This is a genomic window from Lelliottia sp. GFLA7 (assembly GCF_056490165.1).
The window spans coordinates 61,429-82,842 of the sequence record NZ_JBWLAQ010000007.1 but is presented as its reverse complement, the minus strand read 5'-3'; the positions used below and the strand labels follow the sequence as shown (position 1 = coordinate 82,842).

Annotated in this window: 29 protein-coding genes, 1 tRNA gene and 3 pseudogenes; 26 read left to right on the top strand and 7 right to left on the bottom strand. The window is 46.1% G+C overall.

Annotation, left to right across the window (positions count from 1 at the left end; genetic code table 11):
- Positions 1-961: 961 nt before the first annotated feature.
- Together AC07RN_RS17240 and AC07RN_RS17235 are read left to right on the top strand one after the other, a co-directional pair.
- Positions 962-1,402 (top strand): hypothetical protein, encoded by a 441-nt coding sequence (locus tag AC07RN_RS17240; protein WP_478336924.1) that lies wholly within the window; start codon positions 962-964, stop codon positions 1,400-1,402.
- A gap of 94 nt (positions 1,403-1,496) precedes the next feature.
- Positions 1,497-1,745, top strand: coding sequence for a hypothetical protein (locus tag AC07RN_RS17235; protein WP_478336923.1), 249 nt, complete (start codon positions 1,497-1,499; stop codon positions 1,743-1,745).
- Positions 1,746-1,834: 89 nt separating this feature from the next.
- On the opposite strand, the pseudogene AC07RN_RS17230 reads toward AC07RN_RS17235, so the two are convergent.
- Positions 1,835-1,894, bottom strand: a pseudogene (locus AC07RN_RS17230) (SymE family type I addiction module toxin); the annotation flags it as partial.
- Positions 1,895-2,036: 142 nt separating this feature from the next.
- Here AC07RN_RS17230 and AC07RN_RS17225 point away from each other — a divergent pair.
- From AC07RN_RS17225 to AC07RN_RS17210, 4 genes are all read left to right on the top strand, one after another.
- On the top strand, positions 2,037-2,453 hold the full coding sequence (locus AC07RN_RS17225) for a hypothetical protein (protein WP_478336922.1): 417 nt from the start codon (positions 2,037-2,039) through the stop codon (positions 2,451-2,453).
- 83 nt (positions 2,454-2,536) lie between these two features.
- Positions 2,537-3,568, top strand: a complete 1,032-nt coding sequence (locus AC07RN_RS17220) for an IS630 family transposase (RefSeq protein WP_478336921.1) — start codon at positions 2,537-2,539, stop codon at positions 3,566-3,568.
- A 490-nt stretch (positions 3,569-4,058) separates the two neighbouring features.
- The gene (locus AC07RN_RS17215; RefSeq protein ID WP_478336920.1) at positions 4,059-5,444 is read left to right on the top strand and encodes an RNase A-like domain-containing protein; all 1,386 of its coding nucleotides are present in this window, start codon (positions 4,059-4,061) and stop codon (positions 5,442-5,444) included.
- 11 nt (positions 5,445-5,455) lie between these two features.
- A complete protein-coding gene (locus AC07RN_RS17210) occupies positions 5,456-5,743 on the top strand; it encodes a contact-dependent growth inhibition system immunity protein (RefSeq protein ID WP_478336919.1) in 288 nt (95 codons plus the stop codon).
- 39 nt (positions 5,744-5,782) lie between these two features.
- On the opposite strand, the gene AC07RN_RS17205 is transcribed toward AC07RN_RS17210, so the two are convergent.
- Positions 5,783-5,884, bottom strand: coding sequence for a SymE family type I addiction module toxin (locus AC07RN_RS17205; protein WP_478336955.1), 102 nt, complete (start codon positions 5,882-5,884; stop codon positions 5,783-5,785).
- A gap of 171 nt (positions 5,885-6,055) precedes the next feature.
- Here AC07RN_RS17205 and AC07RN_RS17200 point away from each other — a divergent pair, with 171 nt between their 5' ends.
- The 14 genes and pseudogenes from AC07RN_RS17200 (at position 6,056) to AC07RN_RS17135 (ending at position 13,802) form a co-directional block, all read left to right on the top strand.
- The gene (locus AC07RN_RS17200) at positions 6,056-6,361 is read left to right on the top strand and encodes a hypothetical protein (protein ID WP_478336918.1); all 306 of its coding nucleotides are present in this window, start codon (positions 6,056-6,058) and stop codon (positions 6,359-6,361) included.
- 243 nt (positions 6,362-6,604) lie between these two features.
- Positions 6,605-6,811 (top strand): polymorphic toxin type 25 domain-containing protein, encoded by a 207-nt coding sequence (locus AC07RN_RS17195; RefSeq protein WP_478336917.1) that lies wholly within the window; start codon positions 6,605-6,607, stop codon positions 6,809-6,811.
- Complete coding sequence (locus tag AC07RN_RS17190) at positions 6,798-7,064, top strand: hypothetical protein (protein WP_478336916.1); 267 nt, start codon at positions 6,798-6,800, stop codon at positions 7,062-7,064. Before AC07RN_RS17195 ends, AC07RN_RS17190 begins: the two co-directional genes overlap by 14 nt.
- A 104-nt stretch (positions 7,065-7,168) precedes the next feature.
- A complete protein-coding gene (locus tag AC07RN_RS17185) occupies positions 7,169-7,486 on the top strand; it encodes an adenylate cyclase (protein ID WP_478336915.1) in 318 nt (105 codons plus the stop codon).
- Positions 7,470-7,928, top strand: coding sequence for a hypothetical protein (locus AC07RN_RS17180; RefSeq protein WP_478336914.1), 459 nt, complete (start codon positions 7,470-7,472; stop codon positions 7,926-7,928). Before AC07RN_RS17185 ends, AC07RN_RS17180 begins: the two co-directional genes overlap by 17 nt.
- A 9-nt stretch (positions 7,929-7,937) precedes the next feature.
- Complete coding sequence (locus AC07RN_RS17175) at positions 7,938-8,456, top strand: hypothetical protein (RefSeq protein WP_478336913.1); 519 nt, start codon at positions 7,938-7,940, stop codon at positions 8,454-8,456.
- Positions 8,457-8,545: 89 nt separating this feature from the next.
- Complete coding sequence (locus tag AC07RN_RS17170) at positions 8,546-8,791, top strand: hypothetical protein (RefSeq protein WP_478336912.1); 246 nt, start codon at positions 8,546-8,548, stop codon at positions 8,789-8,791.
- Between the two features lie 57 nt (positions 8,792-8,848).
- Positions 8,849-9,352, top strand: a complete 504-nt coding sequence (locus AC07RN_RS17165; protein WP_478336911.1) for a contact-dependent growth inhibition system immunity protein — start codon at positions 8,849-8,851, stop codon at positions 9,350-9,352.
- A 325-nt stretch (positions 9,353-9,677) separates the two neighbouring features.
- Positions 9,678-9,920: a hypothetical protein gene (locus tag AC07RN_RS17160; protein WP_478336910.1), complete on the top strand. Its 243-nt coding sequence runs from the start codon at positions 9,678-9,680 to the stop codon at positions 9,918-9,920.
- A 58-nt stretch (positions 9,921-9,978) separates the two neighbouring features.
- A pseudogene (locus AC07RN_RS17155) lies at positions 9,979-10,509 on the top strand (polymorphic toxin type 25 domain-containing protein).
- The gene (locus AC07RN_RS17150) at positions 10,506-10,949 is read left to right on the top strand and encodes a hypothetical protein (protein WP_478336909.1); all 444 of its coding nucleotides are present in this window, start codon (positions 10,506-10,508) and stop codon (positions 10,947-10,949) included. Before AC07RN_RS17155 ends, AC07RN_RS17150 begins: the two are co-directional and overlap by 4 nt.
- A 371-nt stretch (positions 10,950-11,320) precedes the next feature.
- Positions 11,321-12,998: pseudogene (locus AC07RN_RS17145) on the top strand (VENN motif pre-toxin domain-containing protein); the annotation flags it as partial.
- Positions 12,999-13,075: 77 nt separating this feature from the next.
- A complete protein-coding gene (locus AC07RN_RS17140) occupies positions 13,076-13,384 on the top strand; it encodes a TNT domain-containing protein (protein ID WP_478336908.1) in 309 nt (102 codons plus the stop codon).
- Position 13,385: 1 nt separating this feature from the next.
- Positions 13,386-13,802, top strand: coding sequence for an Imm63 family immunity protein (locus tag AC07RN_RS17135; protein WP_478336907.1), 417 nt, complete (start codon positions 13,386-13,388; stop codon positions 13,800-13,802).
- A 185-nt stretch (positions 13,803-13,987) separates the two neighbouring features.
- Here AC07RN_RS17135 and AC07RN_RS17130 read toward each other — a convergent pair whose 3' ends face one another.
- The 3 genes from AC07RN_RS17130 to AC07RN_RS17120 all read right to left on the bottom strand — a co-directional run bounded on the left by AC07RN_RS17130 (position 13,988) and on the right by AC07RN_RS17120 (position 16,346).
- On the bottom strand, positions 13,988-14,947 hold the full coding sequence (locus tag AC07RN_RS17130) for a YbgA family protein (protein WP_133632160.1): 960 nt from the start codon (positions 14,945-14,947) through the stop codon (positions 13,988-13,990).
- Between the two features lie 162 nt (positions 14,948-15,109).
- Positions 15,110-15,520, bottom strand: a complete 411-nt coding sequence (uraH, locus tag AC07RN_RS17125; RefSeq protein WP_478336906.1) for a hydroxyisourate hydrolase — start codon at positions 15,518-15,520, stop codon at positions 15,110-15,112.
- A gap of 97 nt (positions 15,521-15,617) precedes the next feature.
- Positions 15,618-16,346 carry a MerR family transcriptional regulator gene (locus AC07RN_RS17120; protein WP_478336905.1) on the bottom strand — a complete coding sequence of 243 codons (729 nt, stop codon included), beginning with the start codon at positions 16,344-16,346 and terminating at the stop codon, positions 15,618-15,620.
- 179 nt (positions 16,347-16,525) lie between these two features.
- Here AC07RN_RS17120 and AC07RN_RS17115 point away from each other — a divergent pair, with 179 nt between their 5' ends.
- The 5 genes from AC07RN_RS17115 to AC07RN_RS17095 all read left to right on the top strand — a co-directional run bounded on the left by AC07RN_RS17115 (position 16,526) and on the right by AC07RN_RS17095 (position 19,878).
- A complete protein-coding gene (locus AC07RN_RS17115) occupies positions 16,526-17,050 on the top strand; it encodes a lipocalin family protein (RefSeq protein ID WP_478336904.1) in 525 nt (174 codons plus the stop codon).
- Positions 17,051-17,143: 93 nt separating this feature from the next.
- Positions 17,144-18,142, top strand: a complete 999-nt coding sequence (locus AC07RN_RS17110; protein WP_478336903.1) for a class I SAM-dependent methyltransferase — start codon at positions 17,144-17,146, stop codon at positions 18,140-18,142.
- 296 nt (positions 18,143-18,438) lie between these two features.
- A complete protein-coding gene (locus AC07RN_RS17105) occupies positions 18,439-18,930 on the top strand; it encodes an Hcp family type VI secretion system effector (RefSeq protein ID WP_449555369.1) in 492 nt (163 codons plus the stop codon).
- Positions 18,930-19,298, top strand: a complete 369-nt coding sequence (locus AC07RN_RS17100) for a tlde1 domain-containing protein (protein ID WP_478336902.1) — start codon at positions 18,930-18,932, stop codon at positions 19,296-19,298. Before AC07RN_RS17105 ends, AC07RN_RS17100 begins: the two co-directional genes overlap by 1 nt.
- Position 19,299: 1 nt before the next feature.
- A complete protein-coding gene (locus tag AC07RN_RS17095; protein WP_478336901.1) occupies positions 19,300-19,878 on the top strand; it encodes a hypothetical protein in 579 nt (192 codons plus the stop codon).
- 299 nt (positions 19,879-20,177) lie between these two features.
- On the opposite strand, the gene AC07RN_RS17090 is transcribed toward AC07RN_RS17095, so the two are convergent.
- Positions 20,178-20,468 (bottom strand): SymE family type I addiction module toxin, encoded by a 291-nt coding sequence (locus AC07RN_RS17090; protein WP_235134396.1) that lies wholly within the window; start codon positions 20,466-20,468, stop codon positions 20,178-20,180.
- 128 nt (positions 20,469-20,596) lie between these two features.
- Here AC07RN_RS17090 and AC07RN_RS17085 point away from each other — a divergent pair, with 128 nt between their 5' ends.
- Entirely contained in the window at positions 20,597-20,758 is a 162-nt protein-coding gene (locus AC07RN_RS17085) for a YlcI/YnfO family protein (protein ID WP_235134397.1), read from the top strand.
- A gap of 495 nt (positions 20,759-21,253) precedes the next feature.
- Here the strand turns inward: AC07RN_RS17085 and AC07RN_RS17080 are convergent.
- Positions 21,254-21,348: transfer RNA gene (locus tag AC07RN_RS17080), tRNA-Sec, on the bottom strand.
- Positions 21,349-21,414 lie beyond the last annotated feature (66 nt).

The window sequence follows — 21,414 nt, the reverse complement described above, 5'->3', positions numbered from 1 at the left end:
CCTGGCTGGCTGTATGGTTCGCTGGAAAACAATGATGTGAAGGACTACGTCATCGAAGGCAACAGCTACGACCTGAACTATCTGAATAGCAATACGTCACAGGGGGATAGAGCTCTAGCTTTCTTCGGTGAGCCCGAAAATTATTGGGGGACTGTAGCGGGGGCTAGCTCACTGTTTGCTTCATCGGCAACATTGTCAGAAAAAGTTATCAGTGCCGGGCTGAGCTACGGGGCAAATGGGGCGGTCCAGATTGCAACCGGCAATACCGGTGCGAAGTTCGATTATCTCAGTTTTATGATGTCAGGCTTAACCGGTGTAGGTACAGCCGGGAAAGGATATTATGCTAACCAGTTGTTGGGTGCCGGTAGTGCTTACATGAGCAGTCAGATTGAAGGTCAGGATAGTACTGCATCAGTAGTGGGTAGTATGGCTGGTACAGGCCTTGGCTATAATCTTGGTGCTTCAATTACTAATAAGGTTGAATCGCAATACATCAAAAACCAGCTTGGAATGGACGCCAGCAAAAATGCCTTAAAATACTCTGAATCATCTTTTGGTCCCGGATATTTACTAAAAGGTGGTGAAATGAGCTCCGTTCCAGGGATTGCTGGCGGATCCGTTGGTTCGTTAATTTCGGAAGTTGCAAGTAGTGGAGTTCAGCAAGAAGTTAATGGAGGTGGTAAATGAACCGTCCTGTATTAGAACTTATTAAGTTAATATTAATTTTTTCTGCGACTTGCTCTATCGGGGTGATTGTTAGTCTTTGGCTTATCACACGAAATCCCATCGCTCTAACTGTATATATAAAATATGGATGTATTGGTGCTGCAGTTGGGGTTTGGATCGGTGCTGGAATTTGGTTGTTATTCTATCTGCAAGTACGAAGGCACTTTCGTAAGTAATAGTTGTTGAGAATAACTTCCTGAGCCCACAACAAGCTGAAACGCTGAATAAGTCTATTGTGGATCAGAAAGCTGGTAAAAACCTGCTAGAGGCTTTACAGAATATCGTCAGGCTGACGAATGAAGACCGAGCTAGCAATGTGTTGCTGCAACAGTGCCAATCAGGCCAACCACTGACAGAAGGCCAGAAGCAAGAGCTAGCTGGATTGCTTAACCAGTATGGTTATGAACTTCAGTCTATGTACGGATATACCCCACAGCAAGCGGCTGACGCTATTCAGTCACTGGTGGCAGGCAAGGCGTTTGTCGCCTCAACAGGAGATACCAAAGCGTACAACGAGGCTCTGAGTTATCTGAAAGGGTACAGCGTACAATCCGGCCAGGCTGCAATCGGAACCGATGCTTTGCCGGGTGCTCCGGGGATTATTGCTCGTTCTACTCTGGCAGCCAGTGGGGGTTATCAACGGGGAGCCGGTCAAAAGTACCAAATAATGAAATGAAGATAATATCTGTTGGGTCTATAAGGGCAAACCAAGTGAAAAATCTTATCGAGAAAGGTTCTTTTGTTCCTTTACCTTGAGGTATTTAACGAGAATGGCAAAAATTCATATTGAAGAGATACAAAAATATCTTGCGGCACGAGGTGAAAAAGAGGCATTACCTCATGTGAACAACGGCGAAAATTATTTCCTTGAGATCCGATTTGATAATCAAACGCAGAAGGCTTCACGCTTTATCGATGACGAGCTTAAAAACAAAGTTATTACGGCTGATTGTCCTTACGGGATGGTGACAATTATTTTTGGTGATGACGGGCAGCTCGTCTCTTTAGATCTAAGTTAATCGTTAAAATCCGCCCTTGTTAGCGGGATTTAACTTTATATGTCAGTGAATTACTCTTCAGTCGTCATTCGGATAATCAGCTGTCCCGGCTACGTGATCACCTCAAGCTTGTGCCCGGTGGTAAAACCGAGATGCCCGAGCCAGCGGCCCTTGAGGGTTAGTTGTGGTAGCGGGTTCGGCTGCCCTTGGTTGGGCCGCCGTTAGCCCCCACAGTGTAATAGTGCGTCTGTAGCGCGCAGGCGGCGGTTGTGGTGTTACGATAGTGAGCTAAACAAAATTAAGGACTGATATATGTTTGGTATCTTCCCTGAGGATAAGCAGGTTGACATTGAGGGTGCGATTTTAGCACCTGCGTCAATCGTTATTGGCGACTTTAGAGAATCTATGAATATTCCCTTAACTTACTGGAATATTAATGATTATAAAAAAAGTTGGTTGAAGTCACTTGAAGAGGGATTAACAAAGAAAAACCATGCAGCTCTTGCTGTCTCAATGTATGAGCCTGAACTAGCAAATTTTGTTTTTGTTTGGGTGTTATACTTTAAGGCTGAAATAGTTCATGTGCAAAATAGTATTATCTTTCTTGAGGAGCACAAAAAATTTTCTCCGGAGAAGATAAACGAATTTATTGATGAGCGAACAACTCATGATGAAGATGGTATGAAAATATCTGAATGGAGAACGGATCTAAATAGCTGCGCAGAATAGTAGATCACTTTGAGGGAACTCAGCCCGGATTGTGCGATCTGATCAATCGCCAAATCAAAACAAATCACCAACCGGACTGAGCGATGCCGATCATAGCACCAATTCCCCGTGACGAACGACGCCTGATGCCGAAAGCAATCCATAAAACGCACGATAAAAATTATGCCCGCAGGCTGACTGCTATGCTGATGCTGCATCGGGGTGACCGTGTCAGCGACGTTGCCAGAACGCTCTGCTGTGCCCGTTCCTCCGTCGGGCGCTGGATTAACTGGTTCACGCTGTCGGGTGTTGCAGGACTGAAATCATTACCTGCCGGACGAATCCGACGCTGGCCTTTTGAGCATATCTGCACGTTATTACGTGAGCTGGTAAAACATACTCCCGGCGATTTTGGCTACCAGCGCTCACGCTGGAGTACAGAACTTCTGGCAATAAAAATCAATGAGATAACCGGCTGTCAGTTACATGCCGGAACCGTTCGCCGCTGGTTGCCGTCTGCGGGGCTTGTGTGGCGAAGGGCCGCGCCAACCCTGCGTATCCGTGACCCGCATAAGGATGAAAAGATGGCGGCAATCCACAAAGCACTGGACGAATGCAGCGCAGAGCATCCGGTATTTTATGAAGATGAGGTGGATATCCATCTTAATCCCAAAATCGGTGCGGACTGGCAGTTACGCGGGCAGCAAAAACGCGTGGTGACGCCGGGACAGAACGAAAAATACTATCTGGCCGGCGCGCTGCACAGCGGAACGGGCAAAGTCAGCTACGTGGGCGGTAACAGCAAAAGTTCGGCGCTGTTCATCAGCCTGCTGAAGCGGCTTAAAGCGACGTACCGGCGGGCGAAAACCATCACGCTGATCGTGGACAACTACATTATCCACAAAAGCCGGGAAACACAGCGCTGGCTGAAGGAGAACCCGAAGTTCAGGGTCATTTATCAGCCGGTTTACTCGCCATGGGTGAATCATGTGGAACGGCTATGGCAGGCGCTTCACGACACAATAACGCGCAATCATCAGTGCCGCTCAATGTGGCAATTGTTGAAAAAAGTTCGCAATTTTATGGAAACCGCCAGCCCATTCCCCGGAGGCAAACATGGGCTGGCAAAAGTGTAGCGGTATTAGGCGCAGCTATCTAGATAGTGTTTTAGATTTTTATAATAGCCTGAAAATTTAAATGACAAATCCCTGCCACCGCGCCGGGATTTTTTTCACCTATCGTCTGCCGCGCGGTTGCCACTGCTGTGCACGGTTTTACCGCTCAACTGCGGGACAGGGTATGTTTTGTAGCACCGCCACGTTGCGACGCCCTCCAAAACGCCGGTCAGAAACAAGTCAGGGCGCAGCCCCGACACCTCGTTGGAATTAGTGCAACAGAATGCGATTTAGTGAATTAAAACTGCATCTGTAATGTCCTGGCATAGGAAAAATAGTTACAGTGAAAGAAAGTCAGGCACCTTCGCCATGTTCGACAAAAACTGACGTTTTTATTTTTATCTCCATAACCCGCGCTAAAGGGGTCTCCTTTAAATCCCCCGGCCGCAACTGCTGGTCAACCCGCACTGTAAGGCGTTGTTCATCGCACTGGACGGCGTGCCGGGGCTGAGTGCTCCACTGGGGCAACATTCCGGTTAATGGCACCATCACTATCCGTGATAAGCCTAATCAGAAGCAGGATGTGGCGAATGCGTATAAAGCTGCGATGGAGGAACAGGCCGCCGGTCAGAACGCCGCGTTAAAAGAGGAACTGCACCAGCAAAACCCTCAGGCCACAGAGGCGGAGCTGAACGCTGCCGTGAAGAACGACAGCCGATACATCAACGCGGACAAAGAGTACGGTCCGGGCAATGATTTCTGGCGGGCGACTTCCGGTGCCACGGGGCTGATAGCGGGTATTCTTGGTGGGAATATTCAGGGTGGCGTAGCCGCCGGTGCCGCGCCTTATATGGCGAAGCTGGTGAAAGATGCCACCGGTGAAAACGAAGCGGCCCGCATTGTGCTCCACGGAATTGTGTCGGCGGCGCTGGCGGAAGTGCAGGGTGGGAATGGACTGGCTGCCGCAGCGGGCGGGATGGCCTCCGCAGCGCTGACAGGTAAGACGCTTGCGAATGCATTTTACGGTAAAGACGTCAAAGACCTGGACGGCGAGCAGCGTGCGTTTATCAGTAACCTTGCCACCGCAGTAGGCGCAGCGGCGGGCGGTAGCGTGGGCGGCGATACGTTCTCGGCGGCGAGTGGCGCGAACGCGGCACGGGTTGAGGTTGAGAATAATGCGCTCAGTCTGCCGAAAGGGATGAATGATATTGGTTTATCCCAGCAGTCACTTGCAGCCAGTATGATGCAGAATGGAGCTACACCAGATGAGCTGACTGAAGCACTGATTAAAAACTCACAGGGTCAGATACCTGAAGGTCAGGATGCTGTTAAAGGATTGCTGACAGCATGGGCAGAGTTCTTTGGTGTTCCGGTCAGTGCGTTGACCGCAAATGGAGAAATGACGCCGCAACAAGCTGCGGAAATCCTGGCGAGTGGTGTGCCGACCAGTGAAGCGAAGTTAATCCAGTATGTAGCAGCTAAGGCGTTTTTGGCTGTGACTAAAACTACCGTCAAAAATGAAACTGGTAATTCATTAACCTATCATGAAAACTTTGGTGGTCATGTAATTGAAAAGCATGTTGGGAAATCAGACGCTGAATTAATTTTCCGCTTAAAAGAAGAACCTCGCTTGTCTGCATCTTCAAGTTTTTACGATGCTCAGGTTGCTGATAGAGCAATAGGTAATGGTATTGCTGCCAATAAAGATCAGCTAGCTAATTGGTTGGCGGGTGATCAACAGCGACTAGTCTTAACTCATGAAGAAAAATTTAGTGTTGGCAACGTGATTCAAAAAAGGAACGATGTGTCACACGCTTCTAAAACAATTACTATTGTGATCGATAAAGACCCATTGATGCCAAATGGTTATCGGGTCCAGGCGGCGTATCCTAAATAATGGAGCAAAGTATGCAATATGAGAACATCGCTTATCTTTTAGGTGCTTATTTTCATCAGGATTGGTTTTATGATCACCAAAACTCTGATGAGGTAATTTTATATTTCTTAGACAGAGAGTCATCTGATAGATGTTCAGCACTCAGACAAGAAATTATTGGACTTCTTTCAAATCCAGAAGAGATTTTACAAGAATTTATATCTGAGCATAATGGTTATTATGAACCCGCAGCAGATGAATTAACTATAAGGGAATGGTTTGAAAATATATTGGCAGCTCTGTCTTCAAGAGTGAAATAACAGAAGATCCCGGCCACCGCGCCGGGATTTTTTTACCCGTCAGCTCTTAACCGGCTCGATCACCAGTCGTCCCTGCTCCACGCTGACCGTGACCAGCATGTCGGTGCTGAATCCCGCCTCTTCCAGCCAGTTGCCGTTCAGGCGCTGCGGGAATACCAGATGGCGGTGTAGTTGTGGTGGTAAAAATGCCGGATACTAAAGTTAACGTTCCTGAGCTCCAAAAACAGCTAACGCAGTGGCCAATAATGGGGTTGGATAAAGTTATCGTTATTGATACAACCGGCAATGCTATTAGAGTGAAGTGAGAGTGGTATGTCTATAGGATTAACATGTTTTACTAAGCTGACTTGTGCTGATTTGCAACATAAGTTGAACGAATTTGCGACGCGGTATCCGGATGTATTTCCCGCGCACTACTATTTATCTACTGCGGGCATACCACATCCAATTCAAAAGGAGGTATCTAATGAATTTGGGCTGGAACCGCTATCGTATTGTTATATATCAGTAAATGATAAATCTCTTAAAATATCGACTGATAAAATGGCTGACATGATTAGGGAGGCTCTGGGGGCTGGCAATGTCATCGTGCTTTTAAATGGTGAAGATTTAATCTAAATCTTGGTCTGATGGCAGAGTTCTTTGATCCTATCAGTGTTTCGGTAGCCTCAACGCTGAAACAGGTGCTGTCAAAGTATGACCAGTTCAAGCAGAACATTGCCAGCAGCGCGAAGGGAAGTAACGATACGCTGGCAATGGCTGGAGCGGGAAATGTTAGTGGTTCCCCTGCAAGTACTAATCTGTCGCCGAATGCGAATTTGTCTACGGGTACGGGAGGTAAACTGAGCCTACCCACGTAATGTGGACACGGCCCTATGCGAGGTACTGGTTTTCAAATTATTCGGGACTGAAACCGGCACAGGGTCTGCCGGAAAAGATGGAGTTGGTTTTTCCTTCTCTGTTGGGCCAAGTATTGGTTTTACAGGCTCTTCCACAGGCTCTCATGATGAAAAAATAGATCTGAACGGTGACTCTACTAAGGAAATATACCACCATGATTTCAAATGACATGGTTCTTAATACATCAGCATTTATTATGCTGTTCTTCTTGTTTGCATGGGGAGCTTGTTTTTTTGTTTTTGTATATAAAAGGCTTGGTGGGCCGAAAGTAGGTAAGGACTCTTTGCTTTACTTTAATTTTATGTTTTTTAAGCGTGATGTACTCGCAAATATTTCTTTGGCTTTCCTTGTGCTAGGTTACACTTCAGAAGCATTCTTAGAGTATCGAAGAGAGTTTGATTATTTAATGTTGCTGGCTTAGGGGCTAGTATCCAATATGGTACGACAGGTGAAGTAAAACTGTCGGATGTAATTGGTTCAGTAATCGTTGGTGGGATTACCGCCGGTAAAGGTTACAACCCAACGATGGCATGGAACACGGCTGGTGGCTATTACCAGGCTGAAATCAGCGGTGATGATCCGTTTATGGCGACGTTGCTGAGTAAAGTCGGGGCTTCAGCGGGTTATGCAGCAGGTAACGTTATCAAAGTGCCATTTGATAAAAAACTAAATCCAATATCAAAGCAGTATGAATGGGTCCCAACAGGTGTCTGGACAATAACTAAACCAGCACCACAACATTCATTACCATCAATAGTAGGTAATATCGGTGATTCTGCTGTATCTGGTATGGTTCAGGATAAGTTGAAAGAGGGGGAGGCAAGTGATGAAAAATGGCACTAAATCATTACTTAACCTTTTATATTTATGCTGTGCGATGAGCGTAGTGTTGTTTATTTTGACAATGTTTGGACATTTATTAGGTGCTTGGTTAGCTTGGAATATGAATGATAACTTTCCGTTCTCATTAGATGATTTTCTTGTCTGCCTCAAACTAACTTGGATGGGGCCACCTGCTGGTTTTATTTTTTGGTATTTTTATTATCTCAGCGCTGACCAGACCACCTCATGGCTTGAGAAATATAAATCGGCATCAACGGATGAAGAGCGTAAGAAACTGGTGGATGTTGCGAGCAAAGCGGATGCGGCTCAACAGCAAAAAGCGCTGAACACACAGATCAGTAAGGATTATCTTGTTAAACAACAGGATGACCTCATCCAGCTTATGCAATCACCGGGTTGTGATGCAGATTGTAAGCAACTGGCACAGTACAGCATTAATTAGCTGTCGCCAGTGATTGATAACTATGACGAGATGCAGCGATCAAACAACATACCTAAAGCAGCTATCGCAACGATTTCTCTTTCAATACCGATTCTAGGTCGTGCCGTTGCACCTGCTGTTGCGGACTTGATTGGTAGTTCAACATTAGCAACAAGAGGTGTTGCTGCGGCTACAAGTGGAATCGCAAACGCCACGTCTCAGGCGTACAATATCCATAATGATCCAAGTGAGGTATTTAGCCCGAATAGTCTTATAACAGCAATGATAACTGGACCAGCTACAACTGGTATGAAATATGTTGGAACTACAGCAGTGAGCACCGCAGGAGCAGGGATAAGTAGCCTCATTGATGGTAAGAATCCAACAGCGCCTATGATCGGGGCAGCAGGTGGAGCTACATTAGGTTATTTGTTTGGGCTGGGTGTTCAGAAGGTTGATAATAAGGTATGGAATCCTTGGAGCAATGGATTTAAAGACTATCAAAATTCGAGGATGCCATCAATAATAGAGCCACCTAAAGTAAACTAATTACCAGCAATAGCAGGCACTACAGCAGGCGGCTATCTATCTAAGAGAGCGGGAAAAGTAGGCGAAGATTATGCCAAGGAGAAACTGAAATGAAAAAAATACTTTTTTCCTTTCTTCTTTTTTTACTTATGGGTTTCGTCACCATTTTAGCCGGATGTGTTTTAGTTTCAGTGTTTAGCAGATTGCCTGCTTTATTGATAGAAGGACATTGGCCATCTTATTCGATTACTAATTTCCTTGATGACTTTAACTTTAGCCTTTTCAATGGGGTTGTTTTTGGTGCACTCATGTTTTTTGTGAATTTATTCTTGAAAATGAAAAAATACAAATCATAGGGCTATTGAGTATGGTAAATCTCAGAGCGTCAAAGTGACAGTAACTCAGGTGAAATAATGGCTTTTAATAAAGATCAAGATTACTGGGCGAATATATTTTCTACACCAGACTTTTTGAGTGTTGAAACTTATTCAGGATTAGGAATGACAGGCAGAGATCCGTTGTTTCCACCACATTTATTACTGCCTGATGTAGATGATAAAAGCCTAGGGGAGGAGATCCTACAGGCATTGTCTGACAGCCGTACACTAGACGTTTTGGAGGATCGAGTGGCTTTTTTCGATCTTGAAAAAGGTAAAGAGCAATATGCAGCTTGGATAGCTACTCTGATGGAGAAGTATGGTTATAGAACAAAACGTGCATTATTTAAAAATATGAAAAAAGCGGGCATCCATCTGGTAAATGATGTAATCACAATCCGGCCTTCATTCCATGCAAAGCTAGAGGCATGGAGTGGTAACAGGATCAATGAATCTGATTATGTGGTACTTACAGCAGGCAGTTCCCCAACCGATATCGGCGCGGGTCTTCGTTTGGCACTGAGTCGCTGCAAAGGTTAACCTGGATACCGAAACGAAGCAGGGTCTGGAGATCATTGTGGCTACGGTGACACAAATTTTGGATTCTGCTGTGGCATAGCAATTAAGTAAAATCGTTGATGCTAGCCTTAAGGTCGTAGCGAAAATAATGTTGATGGTACTAATTTTTCAGATAATAATTAATGGGCTAGACCTTTACAGTTAGCAGGTATCAATAAACTGAGACTTATCAATGATGTTGTGCATGCTAAGATAGACAAATGGTCGGCTAAAAACCTACACAATGGGAATATGGGAACAGCTCAGGTGGGAAAAAACTCGAACCAATCATTGAGGATAAATTGAAATGAAATTCTTCAATGAGAAAATATTAAACCTGCAGATTCTATTTATCGCCTGTATGCTGGGGATTGTGGTTAGTTTCCTGTGTATAGCTTTGTCTATAGACGTTTTAGTTTGGATGCTAACAGGATCTTTCGATTTGACAAAAGCCGATATATTTAAAGTCATTAAAATTGGTTGTGTGATTGGTGCTTTCACTGGTGCTGTTTTTGTTATTGCCAGGCTATTTAAACTAAAAGGATTTTAGAGTGAAGATAGGATAAAATTTCATCCACAGAGTTGGGATTGTTGTTGAGAATAATTCAATGTCTGGGCTTGTGCCGCCGCGCGTACAGCAGGATGCTTCTCTGGCGTTTGATCCGAGTCAGCAAGGAAAGAGCGCAGAAGAGATCAACGCTGCAATTGATGCGTCACATTTGGGGCCTTCCTGAGGTACAGAGTATAAAGTTAAACCATATATAAAAGGTGAAGTAGCCGGAGGCGCCGGTTATTATTATGATACGAGTATAGACCCATACCAGATTTCAGCTAATCGTGGAGAAACATTAGCTGTCGGTGGACGCATCTCCGGGCAGATAGGGATTCAGTTTGGACCATATTTCCTTGGGACTATTGATTCCGAAAGAAATAGTTCCATAAGCTTAGGGCTTGGGGTCATTTCTAGCGAAATCTCTTATTGAAAAGATGGTTTTAGTTTTAGTTTTAGTTTCGGAGTGGGACCTGCATGGGGATGGAGCGGCGTGTCAACCAATGCTGCCGGTGAAAAAGTAGATATCAATGGTTCCTCTGGAACTGAATTCTATCATCATGACTTCGGCCAGGATAAAGCAAAATGAGCCCCGACATCATCACGATCACGTTATCAATGGCAATCTTTTTTATATCATTCTATCACTATGCTAGAAGTAGCAAGATGCCCCTTAACTCACCCGTAGGCATGAACGAGTATTTTAGTGGCATATTTTTCCTCAGAAAAACTTCCTTTAGTTTATTTTTTGGGCGAGTAGCATTACTTATTGGATTCCCGCTGTCATATGCCCTTAAGTTTATCCGCGATGGTGAAGGTGTCGTTTACTTCCCATTGATTGTGATAACTTGGTTTATAGCGTTATATTTTTATAACTATGCTAACCTTTTCAATGTGTTAGATGATGGGCGAAAAGGGTTTTTTAGCATACTTCTAAAAGAAAAAGCCTGTGGGTTGGCCGGTGTATTATTATGGTTGCTCCGCGCTTTATATATTGCATCAGTGATGTATGTATTCTTGAATAGATAAGGTTGTCATCATTTAGAAATATTGTTGTTGAGTATAACTTTTTGGGTAATAAGGATATCACCACCTTCACCGAAAAGTACGCAAATGCGAAGACTGAGCCCGAGAGAACAGCTTCTGTTTGATCTGAAAAAGCTGCCCGCAGATAAGCAAAAAAAAACCTTGCTACAGCTATTCCGGTTAACGAGCAGAAAGCAGAACTGGAGAAACTGAAAGTTCTACAAGCCTCGCCGGAGTGTAATGTCAGGGACTGGTTTATTATTCGATCTCTGAACTTGAACCAGTGGCAAATAATACAGAACTGCACAAAAACAACCTGAGCAAAGCGGTTCTTGCGTCGGTGATTGTGGCGTTTATGTTAAATAATCCATCATCAGGACAAAATGAAGAGCACCTATGATTCGGTGCAGGAGCAGACCGGGCTGTTTGCGGGCAACGGCGGCTTTGATGTGACTGTTGGGCGCCACACTCAACTTGATGGTGCGGTGATCGCCTCGACGGCATCGGCGGATAAAAACAGTCTGGATACCGGCACGCTCGGCTTTAGCGATCTGCATAACGAAGCGGATTACAAAGTCAGCCATACGGGGATCAGCCTGAGTAGCAGTAAGCCATCGGGCGGCGATTTTTCGATGGGCGGGATGATTTCAGCGGCAAGCAACAGCGGGCACGCAGAAGGCACCACGCAGGCTGCGGTTGTGAACGGTACCATCACCGTACGTGACAAGGCTAACCAGGAGCAGGACGTAACCAACCTGAGTCGCGATACCGAAAACGCCAACGACAGCATCAGCCCGATCTTCGACAAAGAGAAAGAGCAAAATCGCCTGAAAACGGTGGGACTGATTAGCGATATTGGTAGCCAGGCTGTAAACATTGCGCAGACGCAGGGAGAAATTGCGAAGCGGAACGCGATGAGCGATCCGGTGTCACTGAATGCGGCAAAAGCGAAACTGAAAGCGGAGGGCAATGCTAACCCAACGGATAAGCAAATTGCGGATCAGGCAGGGCAAACGGTGATGCAGCAGTACGGCACGGGCAGTCCGCTGCAACGAGGTATTCAGTCGGTAACAGCAGCGCTTCAAGGGCTGGCGGGTGCGTCTGCGCCGGAGCTGGCCAACATTATCGGTCATCATATGGGCGTTGATGATGACCCTGCGACCAAAGCCGTTGCACACGCTATTCTGGGCGGTGTAGTGGCGGCGTTGCAAGGTAACAATACAATGGCAGGGGCAGCAGGGCAGCAGGGCAGCAGGGCAGCAGGGCAGCAGGGCAGCAGGGCAGCAGGGCAGCAGGGCAGCAGGGGCAGCAGGGGCTGCCGTGGGTGAAGTCATTGCCAGCCAGCTTTATCCGAATGTACCGAAAGAAAAACTGACGGAAGAGCAAAAGCAGACGATCAGTACGCTAGCATCCATCTCCGCGGGAATAGCCGGAGGGTTAGCAGGCGATAGCACATTGTCAGCAGCGACGGGATCGCAGGCTGGCAAGAATGCGGTTGAAAATAACTATCTGAGTGCGTCAGAAAAAACAGAGTTGGAGCTAGCGAAACAGACGCTAAAAAACAGTAAAGATCCGGCTGAGCGCGAGAAAGCACAGCATAAATATGACGCATTAGTTGAGAAAGATATTACCAGTAATAAGGAAGTTATTGACGCATGCAGCAACGGTAATGCAGGAAGCACAGCTTGTGCTAATGCAAGATTAAATGTACTCGTTGCGAAAGGAAGTTATGAAACGGGACCCTATAACTCCAAATTCAGCCAACAGTATGCCGATGCTTATGGGCAGATAGCTCAACTGCTTGGTATCACTAGTGTAGATGCTCAAAATCAGCAACAGGTTAAAGATGCCATGATTAACTATTTCATGGTAACTAAAGGTGTTAATCGTCAAACAGCAGAAGATTATGTAGGAACGAAGCAGGGCGTAGACATCATCGTTTCGTCGATAGCTCCGATAATGGGGTTAGCCGTAGCGAATAAAGTCAGCTCTTTAGGCTTAGGTGCTGTTAAAGCGCAACCAAGCAAAAATCCCATTCAATTAGTGCGATAGCAGATAATGAGGCTGGTGGATATTCCGAATTTGACATCTACAGGAAATCAAATATCGACTGGAAATGGCCGGATAATATGGGATTTGTAGGAGAGTCAGTTAAAACCACCCTCCCGGTAGGTACGAAACTGGATAGATATGGGAATGAGAAAGGGGCATTTCTTGCACCATACAATACTCCATATGGAGAGTGTGCTTTGGCTCCTGGTTCTAAAGCTAATGGCTATTTTGTCTATGAAGTAATCAAACCTCTACCTGTTATACAAGGGGAGATTGCTCCTGCATTTGGCCAGATTGGTGGGGGTGTACAAATTTTGCCAAATATGCAAGAACGCGTTAATGTGAAATGGTTGTTGGATAACAAATATATCAAAAAGGCTGATTGAAATGCAGTTATACAATATCAATGAACTTCAGAAAAACGTGGACGCGCTGATGCTTAAAATTGGTGCGCCATCTTATTCTTTTCATTTATGTTCATCCCCCACGGATGATGGTAAACCATATATTTCCTTCGACAATGGTCAATATAATTACATCATCTCTGAAAGAGGCTATGAATTTTCCAGAAAGGTCACAGATTCTGTTGATGAGTTACTCTATTGGATTATCTATGATTTTGTGCATTCAATATCAGTTGAATATGAGTTGGAAAATAGAATTCCAAACAGAGATGGTCGGCGCATTTATTTTTATAAAATTGTTGAGCTGATGAATATTATAAAACTGGAGTGGGGGGTTAAAGCGCAAGAGGACATTGATAAAATTCTTCAGAATAGTCCTTTTGACGATAGTATTTATTAATGAAACGGGTCGGAAAGGTGCTAATGATGACAAGGTTTGAAATCTTCTTGTCGATTATTTTCATCGCCTCATTCAGAAACACCCCATGCCATCCTGCAAACAAAAAAAGACGACAGTGAGGATGTCGTCTAAAGGTATTGCGTGTTCGGACCTCTCGGGCTAGGGGCCTTCGCGTTATGATATCGTCATGCGATAGCCAGGCGCAGGCCCAGCTCATCGGGATAGGGATTAAAGTAGTTTTGCGTCAGGAGATAATCGTCCGGATGCTCGGCCAGATAGTGCTTTAGCAGCGTCAGCGGCGCGAGGATCGGTAATAATCCGGCGCGATAGTTCAGGATCACTTCACGCAACTCCAGGCGTTGGCGCGCGTTGAGCTGTTCGCGGAAATAGCCCTGAATATGCATCAGCACGTTGGTGTGATTTTTCCGCGAGGCGGGCTGTTTCAAAATCGCCATCAGCTTTTCCCGATAGGCTTCGAAAAAAGCGTCCAGATCTTTCCACTCATGCATCGATGCCACGAACGGCCCAATCTCACGGTATCCGGCTTGATTGTGTGCCAGCAGTTGCAGCTTGTAGCGGCTGTGATAGGCCAGAAGCGCACGGCGCGTCAGGCCGCTGGTGCGAACGGCGTTCAGCTCATGAAGGGCAAAAACGCGCGCGATGAAATTCTCCCGCAGCACCGGATCGTGCAAGCGTCCGTCCTCTTCCACCGGCAACCACGGATATCGCGCCATCATGGCGGCGGTAAAAGTGCCGCTCCCCTCCTTCGCGCCTCGATTCCCCGCTTCATCGTAAATTCTCACCCGCTCCATACCGCAACTCGGCGATTTGGCGCAGACGATAAATCCATCCAGATTCGCGATTGACGGTAAATACTGCGCGGCGAAATCCGCCATTTTATCGGTCACATCGTCATGAGGAGCATGGGTAAAGCGCATGCGAATATCGCCGACAGGCGTTTTCACCAGGCGCAGAGCGGGGCGTGGGACGGGCAGGCCGATCGCCATCTCGGGGCAAACCGGTTTGAACGTCACCTCTTTAGCCAGCGCGTCCATCACAAAACCCATCCGTTTGTGGCCGCCATCAAAGCGCACGGCCGATCCGGTCAAGCATCCGCTGATGCCGAGTACGGGTTGATTGTTCATGACGTCACCTCTGGCTACCTGTTATGGGCTGATGAAAACAGTATAGCCAAAACTTAGACAAATGTGTTTTATTGTCTAAGTTTTTATGAGGGTTTATTTTATTCTTATTAAGAATCAAGGAGATTTTGGCGTTTGTTTTTAGCCATAAACGCCAAGAATTGCTCAGCTTCCTTTGTAAGTGGAGTAGCCGTACTGGCTCAGCAACAGAGGAATGTGCAGTTTTTCATTGGTGCGGGTGACGGTGAATTGCACCGGGATCTCCGGGAAGAAGGATTCCAGTTTTTGGCTGCGGAAGTATTCGCTGGTTTTGAACGTCACTTTGTAAACCCCTGGCTGCATATCCTGCTCCTGCGGATAAAGCGATTTGATGCGTCCATCAGGGTCGGTTTTTGCGCTGGCCAACGTGGTCCAGCTATTCTGCTGCTGCTTTTCCAGCGTGACGGTGACGTCGGGTGAGGGTAATCCGGTTTGCTGATTAAGTATGTGCACGCTCAACGTGCCGACCGGGGCGCTAAACGCCACCGGAATGAATGCCAGAGAAGAGAGAACAATAAGGCCAGAAAGCTTATTCATATTGATATCCTGTCAGATGAAAATAACAGGAAAAATTTAACACTCTGCAGGAAAAATAATATTCAACTTTCCGTGATAATTGGTGAGACCATTATTTTTACAAGGTGACGATTTCGAGGAAATTAACCTGTTCGCGCCATTTCTCTATTTGTTTTTTACGTGCAATGGTTAATTTACCGCTGGTGATCAGCAGCCATTGGCGTTCGGGAAACATTTCAGGTGCCAGCGCCGCAGGCGACAGTGGAAGCACATCAATACGATGGCCCTGGCCGGTGCGCTTCAGCGCTTCGAGCCAGATTTCACACGGGTCGGTGAGGTGCCAGCCGGTCAGCAGAAAATTGTCGCCTCGCGCTTTACGGTCGCCTTCCAGACAAAACGAGGTGTAGGAAATAATAATGCCGTCCAGCACTTCGCGCAGCGTCATCATTGTCGGGGTGTTGGCCGAGACAGAACTGCGCAGCGGTCGCAGGACTTGGGTCACCAGTTCCGGACGCGGATATTCACGACCCGCATCGTAAATCAGCTGGCGCAGCGATTCGATTTTGCCTTCTCTGAGCCGCTGGAGCATTGACTCCTGCAAGGTGACCCAGTTGTTGGTCCGGCGTGCGCCAGGGCGCGCCAGCAGCGGTTTAACTTGACTGACGGGCACACCTTTTTTCACCCAGTCGAGAATTTTGAGCGCCTGTTGCACATCGTCATCGCTGTAAAGACGATGCCCGCCATCGGTGCGCAGCGGTTTCAGCAGGCCATAGCGGCTCTGCCATGCCCGAAGCGTGGTGGCGTTGATTCCGCAAAGTCTGGCAAATTCGCCGATGGAGTAAGACATGTGTACGCCCGATCAGAAAGATTAGTCTCAATATACTACGAATATTCGTCGGCTGAATGAAGAGCCTGACGCGTGCACTACACTTATACCCGTCATACTTCACGTTGCAGGGGCGCTGGCCGTCCTGCAACTCGAATGATTTAGGGTAGATATCCCACGAGCATATGAAAGGAGTTCACATGAAGCTATGGCCCGTTTTGACAGGCGTTGCGATCGCCTTGACGCTGGTTGCCTGCCAATCCCCGACGCCACCGAAAGGCGTAAAGCCTATCACCCACTTCGATGCCGGGCGCTATCTGGGCAAATGGTATGAAGTTGCCCGTCTGGAAAACCGCTTTGAGCGCGGGCTTGAACAGGTCACCGCCACGTACGGTAAGCGCAGCGACGGCGGGATCAGCGTCCTCAATCGGGGCTACGATCCGGTGAAAAACAAATGGAACGAGAGCGAAGGCAAAGCCTATTTCACCGGCGAGCCGACCACCGCCGCCCTGAAAGTCTCGTTCTTCGGGCCGTTCTACGGCGGCTATAACGTGATCGCGCTGGATGATGAGTACAAATACGCACTGGTAAGCGGGCCGAACCGCGAATATCTGTGGATTTTGTCGCGCACGCCGACCATTCCGGACGCGGTGAAGCAGGATTACGTGAACATCGCTCGCGGTCTGGGGTTCCGCGTCGATCAGCTAGTGTGGGTGAAGCAGTAGCCTAACGCGCGGCGTCATTTCGTGCTTTTTTCGTAGGGAAATGACGCCGCGCGTAGATAGACTTCCGTTTAGGGTCGAACGGGAGATAACGAGATGAACTGGCAACCTTTTCGCGGTGACGCGCCAAAAAACATGACGATTTTTAGCGCGTCATTTCCCGACATTAGCGATCAATGGCCGATGAAAGACGACGTTGTGAAAGAGATAAACGCGCTCAATCAGGCCATGAAAGCTAACCCACAGCTCTTGCCGCCGCTGCTTGAGGAGGGCGAGAACGGGTTGCCAATGCTGACTCCGCAACATGCCTGGTCAGAACAGGCGTATCGCACGCGTCCGGCGATGGCCGCGTGGCGCGCACGGCTTGTGCCTAAGGCGTTGGCGCTGTTTGTGGTGCAAAATCCGCTGGAAGAACGGCTGCCGGAAGGCACCAAAATGGACAGCGAAAGCCGCCAGTGGTTTATTCACGCCAATGATGCCATCGGGGTGCGCTCCCGTGCGCAGGTGCTGGCCGCACTGGTCGAAAAGTACATTCATAACGATATCGAAAGCGACTGGATAAGCCTGGCGAGCGGTGCGGCGATCCCGGTGCTGGAGGCGCTGCGTACCGCAAAACTGGACGGGCAAAAAGTCCATCTCACGCTCGTGGATAACGATCCTGTCGCCTTGCGCTGGGCCGAGACCATGGCGGCGCAAGAGGGGCTAAACGTCGGGGAGCAGCTGACGCTACTGAATCGGCATCTTGTTCATCACCTGATCCGCAACGACGATCTGCTGCTTGAGCTGGGCGAGCATCAGGCCGAACTGGTGGACGCGCTGGGGATTTTCGAATATTTCAACGATACCGACGCGGTGATTTTCCTGCAACGCGCCCTGCGCCTGGTCAAACCCGGCGGGGCAGTTATTGTGTCGAATATGCTCACGACCAGCCCGCAGATTGATTTTATCCTCCGCTGCATCGGCTGGGCGCCCATCTTTCCGCGCTCGCTACAGCAATTGCAGGATATTTATATCGCGGCGGGGATTCCGCCTGAGAACGTGACGGTGATTGTCCCGAAAGACGGGGTGTATGCGGTGATGGAGGTGAGGGTTTGAGCGTGTGATTACCTCTCACTGTGAGAGAGGGTTAGGGGAAAAGCCCGCACCGACCTAAATACCTTACCTGCGAGGCAGTGCCCTTTAAACTCAGTTTCCATTCTCTATATTTTTTCAGAAGCAAAGTTTTACATAAAAACAATAGGCAACAGCATTAGATAGTACAAATATCTGTTTCATCGGCGATTGAAGCAATTCATTACTTATATAAAAACATTAGCTTAAAGAAAGAAATATATTTTCTATCAATATGATTGGGTTAACTTTTTTATTAAAATATTTTATAAGGAAATGATATGGCAATCCCAGTTTATTTATGGTTGAAAGATGATGGCGGAAACCTTGTTAAAGGTTCTGTTAATATGACTGATCGTGAAGGTTCCATAGAAATCGTGGAGCTTATGCACAATGTAGAATTACCTATAGATGACCGGACGGGTAAAATTACAAGTAAAAGGATCCACAACGATTATTTTTTAGTTAAGGAACTGGATTCTTCATCACCGTACCTGTATCAAGGTGTGTCTTCAGGAAGAAAGTTCAACGAAGCAGTCTTGAAGTTCTATCGTATTAATTACAATGGTCAAGAGGAAGAATATTTTCATATTAAAATGGAGAACGTAAGGGTAAACGAAATTGAACCCTTTATGCTGGATATTAAGAATCCCAGGTATGAAAAACATAATCATCTGGAAGCCTTTTATTTAGCCTATGAAAAAATAACATGGCACTATTTAGACGGAAATATTATCCATTCAGATTCGTGGAACAGCAAGGAGGTTGCATAATGCCTTGGGTATATAAAATTAGCGCTCATAAATTCTATCTGAACGGGACATACATGTTCGATGCGGATTATTCAGGTAGACCTGGATTTTCAAATGATTCCGCTAACGAGTGTGTTAGTGGAAAAGGTCCTTTACCAAGGGGCACCTACACCATTGGGACTGCTTTCTATCACCGTAGAACAAAAGCAATGACAATGCGTTTATCACCCTTTATTGAGAATCAGATGTGTGGGCGGGATGGATTTATGATTCATGGAAACAGTGCGGCACACCCACGAAATGCTTCTGACGGATGTATTATTCTAAATCTTTCAGGACGCAAAGAAATCAATGACAGCAATGATAAAATTTTAGTAGTAGAAGATTGATATGAAATATTTTTTAGCGTTACTTACCTTAATGGTTAATACTTGCATGGCTGACGCAATGAAAGGTTTTGGTGCAAAGTATTATGATGAGGACACAGAAACCTATTCTGATACTCAGAACACAGATAAAAATCTCATTCCAGATATTGTTATAAGTAGTCATACATATAAACTAGAATCCAGTTCATTGGGAAATATTGCTAAAAATGCCGGAGTCAAGGTAAATGAAGATAATCAGGCGAACTGGATTTGCTTAAAATCTAAGGGTGTTAATTATTGGTTTATCTCTGATAACGAAATGGGCGATGGAAATTTAACAACTGTTGCCATTGCAAAAGATGATTCAGGTTGTACTTTCTATAAGGGTGAAGTACGTGTAGATATTAAAAATACTCCCATGTTAGAGACGTCTAAATATAAAATATCTTCTTATTTCTCTCATGAACCAAAAAAAGACATTGTTATGTACTACAAGGAGGTAAAGAAATCAGATGAATACACACAAGGAAACAGTATTCAGTACTATCTGAAAGGGGAACATGTACAAGGATTATTTATCAGTCAGGGTACAACAAATTAATGTCCAAGAAATCAAATGTCTGTGTCGAAGAGTAGATGAATTCAGTTGTTCGGTTTTGCCTAACAACTGGATTTTCGCCCCAATCACCTTCGCCAAAATATTCCTGATATGTCCGCTATTTGCCACTTTGGCCTTACCTGACAGATGGCTGTTTCTGACATGGGAAATTCACTAAGTCTGATATCAAGCGTTTGTGCAGAAAAGGCGTTCGGAGCGGGATGGGCATTTCCCAGCCTACGTAACCTACGCGATTGTTCCCCTCTCCCTTTCAGGATGAGGGGAACAATCGAGCAACGACCTTAATGAATCCCGACCAGCGCGCCTTCAATCCCTTTCAGCTTCGCCTGCGCCTCTTTAAGCTCGCCCTTCAGCCGCTGTTCCTGCTCGTTGTAAGCCACCAGAACGATGCACCCTTTCATGACTTTTACCGTCACCTGTTGCCCGGTTTCAAAGCCTGCGGCGCGCAGCCATTTGCCGGAAAGAATAATATTTGGCGTGGATTTGTCAGAAACGTGCGGGCGATATCCCACAATTAACGAGCGCTCGGTTCCGGTTTCTGCCGCGTCTGGGGTAGAATGCGAATCAGCCATAATCAACTCCTTGATAGTTGGTGAGGTTAGACGCTCTTTAGTGCTCCAACACTGCTGGGCGTCGTTAGAATTCATAATCCGTGTGGTAGGTACCACATGCAGAGAAACTAACCGAAGTGGTACCTACCATGCAAGAGAAAAAGAAACCAAATTTTGACCGCAACAAAAGTACGATGAAGAACATCCGGTTCGAGGATGAGCTTTTGGAACAGATTGAGAAAGCAGCAGGAAAAGGGAATTTTAGTAAGTGGGTGAAGGAAGCTTGTAGATTAAGGCTTTCAAAAGATTAATTCTGTAAAAACTTCATTTTAGTTGAGTTCTATAACAGATGCTTAATGATAAATTTGCTCAAAATATCTCAGGATTATTATTTGTTGTTAGTTATATTTGAGCTTTTAGAGTGTAATGCTATCTATGAAATATTTCTAAATAAATCTATTTTTGAATCTTTGTGAGCTAACACGGTGCTTCATTTTACTGTTACAGTTAGGACATAAATGTTGTTTCTTTCCCTCTATTTCCCATGTGTAATAGTTTCTTTTAAAATAAACATCACATATTTTACATCGCCTTGGTTTGAATATTCCTCCTAAAACGATCAATGAAATTATAGCACCTATAATCCATTCTATTATTTCACCCTTAGTACTTTTTGAATTACAAAGAGAATAGCATTGTATGTTTAGCCCTATAAGTGATCAAATGCACGTTATGTCTAATTTACTGATAGGTTATATTTATTAATTAGGAAGGTTAATAATTACTACAATCACATAATACATTATTGGCGGAAGATCACAGGAGTCGAACCTGCCCGGGAACGCTGGCGTCCCCAACTGGATTTGAAATCCAGCCACCTCACCGGAGATGACGATCTTCCGCGCCTCGATTGCTACATGGAGGCGGAGCGCAGTATAGCTACTTTCAATCGTTTACCCCATCCTTT